This is a genomic window from Lacisediminihabitans sp. FW035 (assembly GCF_054880895.1).
Map to the genome: position 1 here is coordinate 3,237,265 of NZ_CM142187.1, position 13,643 is coordinate 3,250,907.

A 13,643-nucleotide genomic window follows, 5' to 3' on the forward strand; every position below is an offset into this window, starting at 1 on the left:
GCGAATCCGATTGGCACAGCACATGAGCGGTTCCCTCAACATCACCTCGGCGACGGTCGATCCGGCACTCCTCGATCTGCCCTGGAATCTCCCGCTCGACACCTGGCCGGACAGCGTCATCGCCGCCCTTCCGAAGGGCATCTCCCGCCATCTCGTGCGGTTCGTGCACCTGAGCGGCTACGTGATCGCGATCAAGGAGACCTCCTCGGAGCTCGCCCGCCGCGAGTACGAGATGCTCCGCACGCTTCAGAAACTCGATGTGCCCTGCGTCGACCCGGTGGCCGTGATCACCAACCGCACGGATGACGAGGGCAACGAGCTCGACTCCGTGCTCGTCACCCGCCACCTCAAGTTCTCCCTGCCGTACCGTGCCCTCTACTCGCAGACCCTGCGCCCCGAGACGGCCACCCGCACCGTCGACGCCCTTGCCGTGCTGCTGGTGCGGCTGCACATCATCGGATTCTTCTGGGGGGACGTGTCGCTCTCCAACACGCTGTTCCGTCGCGATGCCGGGTCGTTCGCTGCCTACCTTGTGGATGCCGAGACCGGTCAGCTCTACAACGGACTGTCGAATGGCCAGCGCGAGAACGACCTCGAGATCGCGCGGGTCAACATCGCCGGAGAGCTGCTCGACCTCGCGGCCGGGGGTCGCCTCGAAGAGGGGCTCGACCCGGTGGAGGTGTCGAACGGCATCGTCGCGGCCTATCGCAACCTCTGGAAGGAGCTCACCGGATCCGAATCCTTCTCCTCCTCCGAGCGCTGGCGCATCAACGAGCGGGTGGAGCGCCTCAACGAGCTCGGTTTCGACATCGAGGAGCTGGCGATCAAGACTGATGACGCCGGGTCGCAGGTGCGCATCCAGCCCAAGGTCGTGGATGCCGGGCATCACCAGCGCCGCCTGCTTCGCCTCACCGGGCTCGACGCCCAGGAGAACCAGGCCCGTCGCCTGCTCAACGACCTCGACTCCTACACGGCCACGTTCAACAAGCAGGGCGACGACGAGGAGATGGTGGCCCACGAGTGGCTCGCCAAGGTTTTCGAGCCGGTGATCCGAGCCATCCCGCGCGACCTCAAGGGGCGGCTCGAGCCAGCGGAGGTCTTCCACCAGCTGCTCGACCACCGGTGGTACCTCTCTCAGAACGAGAATCGCGACGTGCCGCTCGCCGAAGCCGTGAGCTCCTACATCGATACGGTTCTGCGCCATCGGCGGGATGAGGCCACCGTCATCGCCCCCGCCACCGGCACGATCACGGTTCCGGTTGACATCATCGACGAAGACGACTGGCGTTCTAAGGTCTGAGCCGCGTCGGCCTCGGAATCATCGGCTTCGTGGCGAGGATCACCGGCTCAGGCGAGTCCTGCTGTGCCGGGTACATGGTCGAAGACGAGGTTCGTCTCGGTGTGCGCAACCGCCGGCTGCCCGGCGAGGTGTTCGAGCACGAAGTCCCGCAGCTCGGAGGCGTTGCGCGCGGCGACGTGAAGCAGGAAGTCGTCGACCCCTCCCAGGTGGAAGAGGGCGAGCACTCCGGGCCAGGTGGGTGCCTCACGTCGGAACCTGTCGACGTCCTCGCGCACGATGGAGACAAGGCGCACGGAGATGAGAGCCTGCACGGTCATGCCGAGGGCGGAGATGTCGACGTCGGCGTGATACCCGCGAATCACTCCGGAGCCGTGTAGTCGCTTGAGCCGCAACGAGACGGTGGATTCGGCTACGCCCGCGGCGGCGGCGAGAGCCGCGCCCGACATCCGCGCGTTGGATGACAACGCTCGGATGATTGCCCGGTCGGTATCGTCGATCATCGCCGGATCGCCCATCGGAATGTCCTTTCGGTGCGAAGCCCATCGGCGATACCCGATTGACGCAGATCGTGCAGATTCTGCGACATTTGCGATGAATATCGCACTTTCGTTTCAGCCTATTGCATGGATTCGCAGGTTCTGTTTCGCTGGCCGTATGTCGAACTCAGAGTTGCGCCTCGAGACCCGTGCCGTCCATGCCGGAATGGAGGGCCTCACCGAGGCCGGCGTGCATGTGCCGCCGATCGACTTCTCCACCACCAATCCCCTGCCGGGAGTCGAGCTCGGTGGTGAGTCCTATGAGGAGCTCGCCACCGGAGGTGGGCTGCTCACCGGCCAGTCGGCCGTGTACCAGCGCCTCTGGCAGCCCGGAGTGGCGCGGTTCGAGCAGGCCCTCGCCGCGCTCGAGGGAACCGAGACCGCGGTGGCCTTCGCGAGCGGGATGGCCGCCCTCTCCGCCTGCCTGATCGCCACCGTCAGCGCCGGACGACCTCATATCGTCGGACTCCGACCGCTCTACGGCGGCACGGATCATGTTCTCGACACCGGGCTGGTGGGCACCACCGTCAGCTGGACCGACCTTGCGGGCATCGGCGCGGCCATCCGTGCCGACACCGGTCTCGTCGTGGTCGAGTCTCCGGCCAATCCGACCCTCGAGCTAGTGGATATCGCAGCCGTCGTAGCGGCCGCGGGAGGAGTGCCGGTGCTCGTGGACAACACCTTCGCCACCCCGGTGCTGCAGCGCCCGCTCGAGCAGGGCGCAACCCTCGTGCTGCATAGCGCCACCAAATACCTCGGCGGTCACGGCGACGTGATGGGCGGAGTCATCGCCACCACCGACGAGTGGGCCGGCCGCCTCCGCCACGTTCGCGCCCTCACCGGCGGAGTGCTGCATCCGCTCGCCGCGTACCTCCTGCACCGGGGGCTGCGCACCCTGCCGATTCGCGTACGCGCCCAACAGGAGACCGCCGAGTTGCTCGCGCGACGCATGCTCAAAAACCCGGCAGTGTCACGGGTGCTGTACCCCACGCTAGAGGGCTGCGACCCCGCCGGCCTGCTCGGCCGGCAGATGTTCGGCGGCGGCTGCATGATCGCCATCGACCTTGCCGGCGGCTACGAAGCCGCGGTGCGCTTCATCGAGGCACTCGACCTCGTCACCAATGCGGTGTCACTCGGCGGAGTCGACTCGCTTGCCCAGCATCCCGCATCGCTCACCCACCGCCCGGTTGCGGCGGAGGCGAGGCCCGGCGGGGGCATCGTGCGACTGTCGATCGGCCTCGAACACGTCGACGACCTCACCGACGACATCCTCGCGGCCCTCGCCGTGGCCGGCGCGCGCGAGCCGGCGGAGGCGGAGGCCCACGCGTGACCTGCGCTACTTCTTCTTGGCGCGCTGCTTCGAGATCTCGTAGAGCGTGACGCTCGCGGCGATGCCGGCATTGAGCGACTCGGTCGAGGAGCTGATCGGGATCGAGATCACTGCATCGCAGGTCTCGGTGACGAGGCGGGACAGCCCCTTGCCTTCGCTTCCGACGACCACGACGAGAGGCTCCTTCGCCCAGGACAGCTCGGGCAGCGGGGTGTCACCGTCGCCGGCGAGGCCGAGTACGAAGACGCCCCGCTCCTTGAACGCCTTGAGCGTCTGGGTGAGGTTCGAAGCCATCGCGACCGGCGTGCGCGCGGCGGCACCGGCGGAGGTCTTCCACGCGGCGGCGGTGAGACCGACCGAGCGGCGCTGCGGCACGATCACGCCGTGTCCACCGAAGGCGGCAACCGAGCGGATGATCGCCCCGAGGTTACGCGGATCCGTCACGCCGTCGAGCGCCACCAGCAGCGGCACGCGACCGCTGGCCACGATCTTGTCGAGCAGGTCGGTGGGATGCGCGTATTCGTACGGCGGCACCTTGAGCGCGAGCCCCTGGTGCACGGAGTCGAACCCGGCGAGGCGATCGAGTTCGGGCCGCATGACCTCGAGGATTGGCAGTCCGCGCTTCGTGGCGATCTGCATGACCTCCTTGACGCGGTCGTCGTATTCGATGCGGGTGGCGATGTAGAGCGCGGTCACCGGGATCTTGGCGCGAAGGGCCTCGAGCACGGAGTTGCGGCCGGTGACGACCTCGAACTCGTCGGTCTGCTTGGGTCGCTGGGCACGCTGGGGTCCGGCGGCCCGTTGCGGGGCACCGGTGCTGGACGGTTTTTTGGTGCCACCGGCGGCCGCGAAGCGGTCGTTCGCCGCCTTGCGCTTGCCCGCGGGATGGTACGGACGGTCGACCGCCTTCGGAGTGGGCTTCTTGCCCTCGAGCGCCTGGCGTCCCTGGCCTCCGGAGCCGACCTGTTTGCCGGTGCTGCTCTTGCGCACGGCACCCGCGCGCGGCTTGTTGGCTCCACTGCTCTTCATTAGTCAAGACTCCAATGCGACCCCGACGGGGTGTCTTCGATCTGGATGCCGGCTGCGGCAAGTTCATCGCGAATGCGATCGGCGGACGAGAAATCGCGCGCCTTGCGTGCCGCGTCCCTGTCCTCGAGCAATTTCTCGACGAGAGTTGCGAGCGCTACACTCGCCGGATCATCCGCAGCAGTCTGCCACTCTACGGCCATCGGGTTGATTCCGAGAACTTCCGTCATCGCCAGCACCTGGCCCTGCAGCGCCGCAGCACTGCCGAGATCCTCCGCATCGAGGGCCGCGTTGCCGGCACGCACCTGCTCGTGGAGCACCGCCATGGCCTGCGGGATCGCGAGGTCGTCATCCATCGCCTCGGCGAACCCATCCGGCACCACCTCGGCGCCGGTTCCGGCGAACTGGGTGTCTTCGAGCCGACGGCGGGCGCGATCGAGGAAGACCTCGATGCGCTCGAGGGCGGCTTCCGCCTCGACTAAAGCGCCATCGTGGTAGTCGATGGTGGACCGGTAGTGCGCGGATCCGAGGTAGTAGCGCACGACGAGCGGTCGGGCCTGGTCGAGAAACTCGGCGGCGAAGATCGAGTTGCCGAGCGACTTCGACATCTTCTGGCCGTTCACATTCACTAACCCGTTGTGCACCCAGGCATTGGCGAAGCCGTGCCCGGCGGCGGAAGACTGGGCGAGCTCGTTCTCATGGTGTGGGAACCGAAGGTCGAGCCCTCCCCCGTGGATGTCGAAGCGCGTGCCGAGATACTGCTGCGACATCGCGGAGCATTCGATGTGCCAGCCGGGTCGTCCGTCCCCCCAGGGCGACGGATACGCCGCGGAGGCCGGCTCGTCGGCCTTGTGACCCTTCCACAGCGCAAAGTCGCGGGCGTCGCGCTTGCCTCGTGTCGGGGCATCCGCCGATGCCGCCATGTCGCCCGGCTTCTGGTTGGTGAGCTCGCCATAGGCCGGCCAGGACGCGACATCGAAGTAGACGTCGGCGGAGGAGTCGTCGGCGACGTAGGCGTGACCGCGCTCGATCAGCGCGGCGATCAACCGCTGCATCTGGGGGATGCTCGCGGTCGCGCGCGGCTCGTAGGTGGGGGCGAGGATCCCGAGTCGTTCGTAGCCACGACTGAACTCCAGCTCGAACCGGTAGGCCAGTGCCCACCACTCTTCGGAGGAGGTGCCGGAGGCCGCGCTCGCGAGGATCTTGTCGTCGATGTCGGTGACGTTGCGCACGAGGGTCACGTCGTAGCCGCGGTAGCTCAGCCAGCGTCGCCACTGGTCGTAGACGAGGGCGGAGCGCAGGTGGCCGATGTGCGGGGAGGACTGCACGGTCGGGCCACAGACGTAGATGCCGACCTTGCCCTCGACGATCGGCACGAGGTCGAGAAGCCCCTGCGAGCGGGAATCATAGAGGCGCACTGTCACGCGCACCAGCCTATCGAGTGCGCCCGTGTTGCCAGCGCCTATCGCCAGCGCCTAGCGACCGACTCGCAGGATGCAGGTCGCAACTGCGCTGACACCCTCGCCGCGCCCGGTGAATCCGAGCCCGTCGGAGGTGGTCGCCGCGACACTCACCGGCGCCCCGACGAGCGACCCGAGTCGCTCTTCGATCTCCGCCCGGCGGGTGCCGATCTTCGGATGGTTCGCCACGACCTGCACGGCGACGTTGCCGATCGCAAATCCGGCCGCCACGACGAGCTCGACGGTCGCGCTGAGGAATACCTCGCCGTGGGCGTCCGCGAACCGGGGATCGGAGGTGCCGAAATTCGAACCGAGGTCGCCGAGTCCCGCCGCGGAGAGCAGCGCGTCGCAGATGGCGTGGCTCACGGCGTCCCCGTCGCTGTGCCCGGCCAGGCCGACTTCGCCGGGCCAGAAGACCCCGCCGAGCCAGAGCGGGCTCTCGGTGTCGAAGGCGTGCACGTCGATGCCGATGCCCGTGCGGGTGCCGGCGGGCGCGATCGCCGTCGCGAGCAGGGACTCCGCCCGGCGCAGGTCCCAGGGCGTCGTGATCTTGAAGGCGAGGGCGTCGCCGTCGATCACTCGCACGTCATGGCCGGCGGCAGCGAAGAGGGCCGCGTCGTCGGTGTGGTCCGCCGAGGCATCCGCGTAGGCGGCGGCCAGCTGCCGGCGGGGGAAGCCCTGCGGGGTCTGCACCGCGACGAGTTGCGACCGGTCGACTGTCGCGATCGCGAGGCCACCATCCACCCGCTTGATCGTGTCCGCGACCGCGAGGCCGGGGATCACGCCCGCACCGGTCTCTCGCACCGCCGCGACCACCGCGTCGAACTGGGAGGAGGGGGTGAAGGACCGTGCCGCGTCGTGCACCAGCACGATCTCGACCCCGGCGGCGAGGGCGGCGAGGCCCGCCGCGACGGAGCCCTGGCGGGAATCCGCTCCGACCACGACCGTCACCGACTCGCGAGCGGCGCCCGCGATGCCGGTGGCGAGAACGCGAGCCTCGTCGATCCACTCCGCGGGAGCCACCACCACGACCTGCGCAGGTTCGTCACTGCCGAAGACCCCCTCGAGCGCGTGGGCGAGGATGGGTCGGCCCGCGACGGCCACGAATGCCTTGGGATCGGGATGCCCGAGACGGGATCCGCTGCCCGCGGCGACGACGATGATGCCGACCGCCGGTTCGGAGCTAAGAGGCAAGAACCTCATCGAGCACGGTCGAGGCCTTCTCTTCGTCGGTCTTCTCGGCGAGAGCGAGTTCGGAGACGAGAATCTGCCGAGCCTTGGCGAGCATGCTCTTCTCACCGGCGGAGAGCCCGCGATCCTGGTCGCGACGCCAGAGGTCGCGCACGACCTCGGACACCTTGATCACGTCCCCGGACGCGAGCTTCTCGCCGTTCGCCTTGAAGCGGCGCGACCAGTTGGTCGGCTCCTCCGTGAACGGAGCCCGAAGCACGTCGAATACGCGGTCGAGGCCGTCTTGCCCGATGACATCCCGCACCCCCACGAGATCGACGTTCTCGGCCGGCACCTCGATCACGAGGTCGCCCTGGGCCACCCGGAGTTTGAGGTACAACTTCTCCTCGCCTCGCACGATGCGCGTCTTCACTTCGGTGATCGTCGCCGCACCATGGTGGGGGTAAACGACCGTCTCGCCGACCTCGAAAAGCATTGCTGGCACTCCGTTTCAGTGGCCCCCACTTTATCACAGGGCGTTTTCAGCGAAGGGGCCGCGGGCCTCGACGACCGCAACCGTAGGCTAAACTTCGAACGGGTTTCGCGCACCGAACCGGGCGCGACATCCCACCGTCTTCGTTCCGTTCTGGAGGGTCCCGTGAGAGCTCGAATCGCAGCAACCGTCGTAGTGGCGGCATCGCTGTTGCTCTCCACCGCCGGCTGCAGCTTCTTTGCGCCGCAGGCGACCCTGAAGCACTACGACCCGAGTGACGGAGTCGGCACCACCGTCGGCCAGGTGAAGGTGCGCAATGCGCTGCTCCTCACCAAGGACGGCCAGGAGGCCAGCTTCCTCGTCAACCTCATCAACGACGGCGAGAAGACGGTGAACGTGCTCATCCAGTACGACGGCACCACCGCGAACGGCACGGCCGGCAAGGTCGACACCCGCGTGCAGCTCGACGCGGGCGAGGTGAAGACCTTCGGGTCGTCCGACACGCGCCAGTTGCTCTTCAACGGCATCGACTCCCGGGCCGGATCCCTGTTCCCGGTCTTCGTGCAGTACGGCACCCAGACCGGCGAGCAGCTGCTCGTGCCGGTGCTCGACGGATCGCTGCCCGAGTACTCCAAGCTGCTGCCGTCACCCCTGCCGACCGCGACTCCGCCGGTGAGCCCCACGGTCATCCCCGTACCGACTCCGACGGCGACCACCACTCCGTAGCGTCCGCCGGACTCGAAGCCCGGCGCGTCTCGACTCAGGGCTCGAAGCGGTAACCCAGACCTCGCACCGTCAGTAGCATGCGCGGGTCGGAGGGTTCCTTCTCGATCTTGGAGCGGATGCGCTTGATGTGCACGTCGAGAGTTTTGGTGTCGCCGAAGTAGTCGGATCCCCACACCCGGTCGATGAGCTGGCCGCGGGTGAGCACCCGGCCGGAGTTGCGCAGCAGCACCTCGAGCAACTCGTATTCCTTGAGCGGCATGGCCGTGTCCACCCCACGCACGGAGACGGTATGGCGGTCGACGTCCATACGCACATCGCCGGACTCGAGGATCGCCGTGTCGTCCTCATCGGTCTCGATGCGGCGGCGCATGACGGCCCGGATGCGGGCAAGCAGCTCCCGGGTGGAGTATGGCTTCGTGACGTAGTCGTCTGCGCCGAGCTCGAGGCCGACCACGACATCCACTTCGCTGTCCTTCGCGGTCAGCATGATGATCGGCACCTGCGACCGGGTTCGGATCTCGCGGCACACCTCGGTACCGGCGATCCCGGGCAGCATGAGGTCGAGCAGCACCAGGTCGGTGCCGTTGCGATCGAACTCCGCGAGAGCCGCGATGCCGTCCGCCGCGATAGTGGTCTCGTAGCCCTCCCGACCGAGCAGGAAGGCGAGCGGCTCGCTCAGGGAGGGTTCGTCTTCGACGATCAGGATGCGCAACTCAGGCCTCTTTCAGGGATGCCGCCGCGGCGTGAGACGCCTCCGGCAGTCGGATGGTGAAGGTCGAACCATTGCCGGGCTGGGACCAGACGCGGATGTCGCCGCCATGGTTCTGCACGACGTGCTTGACGATGCTGAGACCCAGTCCCGATCCACCGGTATGGCGGGAGCGGGCCGGATCGATACGGAAGAAGCGCTCGAACACGCGGTCGAGCTCCTCGTCGGGGATGCCGATGCCCTGGTCGGTGACCGCGATCTCGACGATGCCGTCCGCGTTGCTCACCCCGACCCCGACGCGGGAGCCCTTCGGCGAATACTGGATGGCGTTGGCGATGAGGTTGTGCAGTGCGACGGCGAGCAGCGGCTCGTCGCCGTAGACCTCGGCGCCCGCATCCCCTCCGCTCACGATGGTGACCCGAGCGGACTCCGCAGCGACGCGATTCTGGTCGATGGCGAGGGCGACTACGTGATCGATCTCCACCACCTTCGGGCTGGTGAGGGCATCCGCGGCCTGAAGGCGGGAGAGCTCGATGATCTCCTGCGTGATGCGGGCGAGGCGATCCGCCTCTTTGGTGAGGCGCTTGGCGAAACGGCGAACCTGGTCGGGTTCGTCGGATGCCGCCTGCAGCGCTTCCGCGAGGAGACCGACGGCGCCGATCGGGGTCTTGAGTTCGTGGCTGATGTTGGCAACGAAGTCGCGCCGCACCTCGTCGAGCCGGTAAGACTCGGTGCGGTCCTCCGCGAGCAGGAGGATATAGCGCGCACCGAGGCGCGCGACCCTCACGAAGAGGTAGATGTTGGCGTCGCCGAACGGCCCGCGGGCGAGTTCCAGCTCCTGGGTGATCGGCTCGCCGAAGCGGCGCACGCGATCGACGATCGTCACTAGTTCCGGGTGCACAAGCGACTGATTCCACACGAGCCCGAAGGCAAGCGCGCCAGGACTCGCCTTCACGACCGTATTCGAGGGATCGAGCACCACCCCGGCCGACTCGAGCGCTTCGATCACCTGGTCCACGCCATCCGGGACCGCTGTGCTCACGACCTCCACCGCACGCTGCCCGCGGCGTGCGGAGGCGACGAGAACCGCCGTGACGCCGACGCCGACGACGATGCCGAACGCAAGCGCGAGCGGCACCAGCAGGGCGGAGTCCATAGCGACTAGATTAGTTACATTCGCGGGGTCGGCTGGCGCCCGGACAGCATCCGGCTCCTTCACTTGGCGTGTTGTTCAGGTGCGGTTCCCCCGCTGTTCACCTGCGCGGGGCAGTGTGGCAGCAGAACTGTGCGGGAATCGAACACTCGCAGCGAAAGGGACGTGAACGATGCGCGAGGTATTCCAGCAGGAACTGGCGGAGGTGCAGGAGCGCCTTGTCGAGATCGCGACTCTGGTGGAGATCTCGATCGACAACGCCACCCGTGCGTTCAACGAATCGAACGTGTCTCTCGCTGAGGCCGTCATCGCCGACGACGACAAGATCGACGAAGCGGCCATCGCCCTCGACGAGCTCGCCATCAACATCCTCGCCCGCCAGCAGCCGGTGGCCCGCGACCTTCGGATCGTCGTGAGCGCGCTGCGCATCAGTGCCTCGCTCGAACGGATGGGCGACATGTCCGAGCACATCGCGCAGCTCGCGCGCTACCGCTTCCCTGACAAGGTCGTGCCGAAGTCGCTTCGCACCACTTTTGCCGAACTCGGCCACCTCGACGTGCAGATCGCCCGCAAGCTCACCGAGTTGCTGCGCACAGAAGACGTGCGCATCGCGGAGGAGATCCGCAACGACGATGACCGGATCGACGCGCTGCACCTCAGCGTGTTCGACAAGGTGCTCGGAGAGACGTGGAAGGGTGCGGCCGTCGACACTGTGGATGCCACCCTCGCGTCGCGTTACCACGAGCGCTTCGCCGACCACGCGGTGTCGATCGCCAAGAAGGTGCAGTACCTCGCCACCGGCGACTGGGTGGCCGCGGAAGTGTAACCCCGAACCATCTCCCGTTTTTGCGACCACTGTCGTGTGAGAACACGGAGGTGGTCGTAAAAACGGGAGATGGTGGTCGCGCGGGTGGCGGATCTAGCGCCCGGGCTACTTCTTGCCCTGGGCGGCGACCGCAGCGGCACCGGCCGCGGCGGCCTCCGGGTCGAGGTAGCGGGCCGGCTCCACGGGCGCGAAAGTCTCGTCGAGCGTGTAGATCAACGGGATGCCGGTGGGGATGTTCAATTCGGCGATCTCGTCATCCGGGATGTGATCGAGGTGCTTCACCAGCGCCCGCAGGGAGTTGCCGTGCGCGGTCACGAGCACGGTCTTGCCGGCGGCGAGATCGACGGTGATGTCGGAATGCCAGTAGGGGAGCATCCGGTCGATCACGAGCTTGAGGGATTCGGTGCGCGGGAGGTCGGCGCCCAGCCCGGCGTAGCGCGGGTCGTGTGCCTGCGAGAACTCGCTGGCGTCGTCGAGGGGCGGTGGCGGCACGTCGAAGGACCGACGCCAGGTCATGAACTGCTCCTGGCCGTACTCGGCGAGGGTCTGCGCCTTGTCTTTGCCCTGCAACGCGCCGTAGTGGCGCTCGTTGAGTCGCCAGCTGCGCTTCACGTCGATCCAGTCGCGGTCGGCGACATCGAGCGCGATGTTCGCGGTGTGGATGGCGCGCTTGAGCACGCTCGTGTATTGGATGTCAGGCAGGATGCCGGACTCGGCGAGCAACTCCCCGGCCCGCAGCGCTTCGGCTCGACCCTGGTCGCTGAGGTCGACATCCACCCATCCCGTGAAGAGGTTCTTCTGGTTCCAGTCGGAGTTGCCGTGGCGCAAGAGGATGAGCGTGTACGTCATGCGTCAACTCTAGCGAGCGCACCGATCGCCGGAGTGATGCCGGGAGCGCTGGGGAGACCTGCTGGGATACTGGTGCGATGCCCATCGGTTCGATCACGCGCGGGACCACCGGCACCAACCGGCTTCGCCGCATCGACCGCTGGATCGCCGAGCTCCCGGCCTTCCGTCGAGCGACCGATCCGCTCGTGGTCGACCTCGGCTATGGGGCATCCGCCACGACCACCCTCGAGCTGCACCAGCGGCTCGGGCGCGTTCGGCCGCAGGTGCAGGTGGTGGGCCTCGAGATCGACCCGGCCCGGGTCGCGCTGGCGTCACTCTCCGCCCGGACCGGGGTGCGCTTCGCGCTCGGTGGGTTCGAGGTGCCGCTGCCGGGCGGGCGATCGGCAACGATCATCCGCGCGCTCAATGTGTTGCGGCAATACGACGAGTCAGAGGTGCTCGCGGCGTGGCACCTCATGGTGTCCCGCCTCGAGGCGGGCGGGGTGCTCGTGGAGGGCACCTGCAACGAGGTGGGCCGGGTGGCGAGCTGGGTGGATGTCACGGCCGATGGTCCCCAGACCCTCACCCTCAGCCTGCGTCTCGCCGACCTCGAACGGCCGTCCATCGTGGCGGAGCGGCTGCCCAAGGTGCTCATCCATCGCAATGTGCCCGGCGAGCGGGTGCACGCGTTCCTCCGCGATCTCGACCGTCACTGGCAGCTGAATGCGGCCCTCTCGGTCTACGGCCCGTCGCAGCGGTGGATCGCCACCGCGCAGGGCCTCGCGAACGAGGGCTGGCCGGTGCGCGGCGGTCGTTCCCGCTGGAAGCTCGGCGAACTCACGGTGGACTGGGCGGCGGTGGCGCCGCAGGGTTTCGCCTGGTGACTGCCCTCCCCTGCCGGCCACCTCCCGTTTTTACTATCACCTCCCGATGGGAGCACGGAGGTGGTCGTAAAAACGGGAGATGGCCGGGGAGCCGCTAGACCTCGGGGAGGAGCGCCCGCGCCTTGTCGGGCGCAAGATCCGCTGCGGTGAGGAGGTCGACGAGCAGTGGCCGCATCATCAGGATCACGACGGAGTCGGCCACCGGTGCACCCTTGACGACGGTATCGGGCCTCAGCCTCTCGGCGATCGCCACGAGCCCCACCCGCACGGTGTCGCCGAGCGGCGGGTCGTCGAGACTCTGGCCGAGCAACTCCACCGAGGTGCCGAGACTCCCCATAATGGAGGCGATCATCGGGCGTGGCACCCCGTCGCGCACGAGGAAGTCGATGCGCCGGGCGATCACGCGCAGATTCCGGGTGGCCAGATCCATTCCGCGTAGTACGCGCGATTGGTCGAGGAGATCCGGCCGGTACCGGTGGAGGAACGGGGAGATCCGGGCGATCGCCTGGGCGGACTCCAGCGAAGTGCCCCAGTCATCGATGATGGGCTGGGTCAGGCGAAGGCGTTCGAGAGCATGCTCTGCCGCGGGCTCGTCGGCCTTCTCGAGTGCCGAGACCAACAGATGCAGCGACTCGGTCAGCGACGCGAACAGGCGCCGGGCATCCTGACGCGCGATTCGGCGGGGGTCCCGCGGCACCAGCGCCGTCACGAGCAGAGCCACGAATCCGGCCACGATTCCGTCGATGCTGCGAACGAAAGGCCCGCCGGCCGGAGCTGGGAGAAGGATGACGAGCATCGACTGGACGCCCGCGGCGGTGGCGAAACCGGCGCTCGGTGAGAGCACCCGCGCCACGAGGAGGGTCACGAACAACACGACGGCGATCTGCCAGATGCCCTGGCCGACGACCATCAGCATCACCTCGCTCAACACAATCCCGATCACCATGCCGACGGCCGACTCGAGCACTCGAATCGGCCGGGCATCCCGCGCGAACCCCAGGCTGGAGATCGTGACGGTAACGGCGATGAGGGGCACGGCATGCCCGAGAGCGAAGTGCGCGAAGGCATAGGAAGCCGTGGCCGCGATCGCGATCTGCAGTGCGGGCACGAGGGATCCGACCGCCCGCCTTCCTGAGGAGGCGAGGTCGAAGAGGTGCGGTACGACCGAGCGAAGCCTGCCCCCGTCCATCAGCGCTCGATCC

General features: G+C 67.6%; 14 protein-coding genes. 5 read left to right on the forward strand and 9 right to left on the reverse strand.

The window, feature by feature from the left end:
• Window positions 1-22 precede the first annotated feature (22 nt).
• Window positions 23-1,300: a DUF4032 domain-containing protein gene (locus ACVXZ4_RS15495; RefSeq protein WP_461795702.1), complete on the forward strand. Its 1,278-nt coding sequence runs from the start codon at window positions 23-25 to the stop codon at window positions 1,298-1,300.
• Between the two features lie 47 nt (window positions 1,301-1,347).
• Here ACVXZ4_RS15495 and ACVXZ4_RS15500 read toward each other — a convergent pair whose 3' ends face one another.
• On the reverse strand, window positions 1,348-1,815 hold the full coding sequence (locus ACVXZ4_RS15500; protein WP_461795703.1) for an Lrp/AsnC family transcriptional regulator: 468 nt from the start codon (window positions 1,813-1,815) through the stop codon (window positions 1,348-1,350).
• A gap of 139 nt (window positions 1,816-1,954) precedes the next feature.
• Here ACVXZ4_RS15500 and ACVXZ4_RS15505 point away from each other — a divergent pair, with 139 nt between their 5' ends.
• Window positions 1,955-3,166 carry a trans-sulfuration enzyme family protein gene (locus ACVXZ4_RS15505; RefSeq protein ID WP_461795704.1) on the forward strand — a complete coding sequence of 404 codons (1,212 nt, stop codon included), beginning with the start codon at window positions 1,955-1,957 and terminating at the stop codon, window positions 3,164-3,166.
• A 6-nt stretch (window positions 3,167-3,172) separates the two neighbouring features.
• Here the strand turns inward: ACVXZ4_RS15505 and rlmB are convergent, their stop codons facing one another.
• From rlmB to ACVXZ4_RS15525, 4 genes are read right to left on the reverse strand one after another with little or no spacing between them, the layout of a single operon-like run.
• Complete coding sequence (rlmB, locus tag ACVXZ4_RS15510; RefSeq protein ID WP_461795705.1) at window positions 3,173-4,195, reverse strand: 23S rRNA (guanosine(2251)-2'-O)-methyltransferase RlmB; 1,023 nt, start codon at window positions 4,193-4,195, stop codon at window positions 3,173-3,175.
• Window positions 4,195-5,616: a cysteine--tRNA ligase gene (gene cysS, locus ACVXZ4_RS15515; RefSeq protein ID WP_461795706.1), complete on the reverse strand. Its 1,422-nt coding sequence runs from the start codon at window positions 5,614-5,616 to the stop codon at window positions 4,195-4,197. The genes rlmB and cysS overlap by 1 nt, the downstream gene beginning before the upstream one ends.
• A gap of 51 nt (window positions 5,617-5,667) precedes the next feature.
• Complete coding sequence (gene ispD / locus ACVXZ4_RS15520) at window positions 5,668-6,855, reverse strand: 2-C-methyl-D-erythritol 4-phosphate cytidylyltransferase (RefSeq protein ID WP_461795707.1); 1,188 nt, start codon at window positions 6,853-6,855, stop codon at window positions 5,668-5,670.
• Complete coding sequence (locus tag ACVXZ4_RS15525; protein ID WP_461795708.1) at window positions 6,836-7,318, reverse strand: CarD family transcriptional regulator; 483 nt, start codon at window positions 7,316-7,318, stop codon at window positions 6,836-6,838. The genes ispD and ACVXZ4_RS15525 overlap by 20 nt, the downstream gene beginning before the upstream one ends.
• Window positions 7,319-7,480: 162 nt before the next feature.
• Between ACVXZ4_RS15525 and ACVXZ4_RS15530 the strand changes: the two genes are divergently transcribed.
• Window positions 7,481-8,041 (forward strand): hypothetical protein, encoded by a 561-nt coding sequence (locus ACVXZ4_RS15530; protein ID WP_461795709.1) that lies wholly within the window; start codon window positions 7,481-7,483, stop codon window positions 8,039-8,041.
• Window positions 8,042-8,075: 34 nt separating this feature from the next.
• Here the strand turns inward: ACVXZ4_RS15530 and ACVXZ4_RS15535 are convergent, their stop codons facing one another.
• Window positions 8,076-8,753 (reverse strand): response regulator, encoded by a 678-nt coding sequence (locus ACVXZ4_RS15535; RefSeq protein ID WP_461795710.1) that lies wholly within the window; start codon window positions 8,751-8,753, stop codon window positions 8,076-8,078.
• Window position 8,754: 1 nt separating this feature from the next.
• Window positions 8,755-9,906 carry a sensor histidine kinase gene (locus ACVXZ4_RS15540; protein WP_461795711.1) on the reverse strand — a complete coding sequence of 384 codons (1,152 nt, stop codon included), beginning with the start codon at window positions 9,904-9,906 and terminating at the stop codon, window positions 8,755-8,757.
• A 169-nt stretch (window positions 9,907-10,075) separates the two neighbouring features.
• Between ACVXZ4_RS15540 and phoU the strand changes: the two genes are divergently transcribed.
• Window positions 10,076-10,729: a phosphate signaling complex protein PhoU gene (phoU, locus tag ACVXZ4_RS15545; RefSeq protein ID WP_461795712.1), complete on the forward strand. Its 654-nt coding sequence runs from the start codon at window positions 10,076-10,078 to the stop codon at window positions 10,727-10,729.
• Window positions 10,730-10,834: 105 nt separating this feature from the next.
• On the opposite strand, the gene ACVXZ4_RS15550 is transcribed toward phoU, so the two are convergent.
• Window positions 10,835-11,578: a phosphoglyceromutase gene (locus tag ACVXZ4_RS15550; protein WP_461795713.1), complete on the reverse strand. Its 744-nt coding sequence runs from the start codon at window positions 11,576-11,578 to the stop codon at window positions 10,835-10,837.
• Between the two features lie 77 nt (window positions 11,579-11,655).
• Between ACVXZ4_RS15550 and ACVXZ4_RS15555 the strand changes: the two genes are divergently transcribed.
• Window positions 11,656-12,441 carry a class I SAM-dependent methyltransferase gene (locus ACVXZ4_RS15555; RefSeq protein ID WP_461795714.1) on the forward strand — a complete coding sequence of 262 codons (786 nt, stop codon included), beginning with the start codon at window positions 11,656-11,658 and terminating at the stop codon, window positions 12,439-12,441.
• Between the two features lie 94 nt (window positions 12,442-12,535).
• Here the strand turns inward: ACVXZ4_RS15555 and ACVXZ4_RS15560 are convergent, their stop codons facing one another.
• Window positions 12,536-13,630 carry an FUSC family protein gene (locus ACVXZ4_RS15560; protein ID WP_461795715.1) on the reverse strand — a complete coding sequence of 365 codons (1,095 nt, stop codon included), beginning with the start codon at window positions 13,628-13,630 and terminating at the stop codon, window positions 12,536-12,538.
• Window positions 13,631-13,643: the final 13 nt, after the last annotated feature.

Coding starts and splice junctions, on each gene's coding strand:
- ACVXZ4_RS15495 (WP_461795702.1), top strand. CDS start 23: ATGAGCGGTTCCCTCAACATCACCTCGGCGACGGTCGATCCGGCACTC.
- ACVXZ4_RS15500 (WP_461795703.1), bottom strand. CDS start 1,815: ATGGGCGATCCGGCGATGATCGACGATACCGACCGGGCAATCATCCGA.
- ACVXZ4_RS15505 (WP_461795704.1), top strand. CDS start 1,955: ATGTCGAACTCAGAGTTGCGCCTCGAGACCCGTGCCGTCCATGCCGGA.
- rlmB (WP_461795705.1), bottom strand. CDS start 4,195: ATGAAGAGCAGTGGAGCCAACAAGCCGCGCGCGGGTGCCGTGCGCAAG.
- ispD (WP_461795707.1), bottom strand. CDS start 6,855: ATGAGGTTCTTGCCTCTTAGCTCCGAACCGGCGGTCGGCATCATCGTC.
- ACVXZ4_RS15525 (WP_461795708.1), bottom strand. CDS start 7,318: ATGCTTTTCGAGGTCGGCGAGACGGTCGTTTACCCCCACCATGGTGCG.
- ACVXZ4_RS15540 (WP_461795711.1), bottom strand. CDS start 9,906: ATGGACTCCGCCCTGCTGGTGCCGCTCGCGCTTGCGTTCGGCATCGTC.
- phoU (WP_461795712.1), top strand. CDS start 10,076: ATGCGCGAGGTATTCCAGCAGGAACTGGCGGAGGTGCAGGAGCGCCTT.
- ACVXZ4_RS15550 (WP_461795713.1), bottom strand. CDS start 11,578: ATGACGTACACGCTCATCCTCTTGCGCCACGGCAACTCCGACTGGAAC.
- ACVXZ4_RS15555 (WP_461795714.1), top strand. CDS start 11,656: ATGCCCATCGGTTCGATCACGCGCGGGACCACCGGCACCAACCGGCTT.
- ACVXZ4_RS15560 (WP_461795715.1), bottom strand. CDS start 13,630: ATGGACGGGGGCAGGCTTCGCTCGGTCGTACCGCACCTCTTCGACCTC.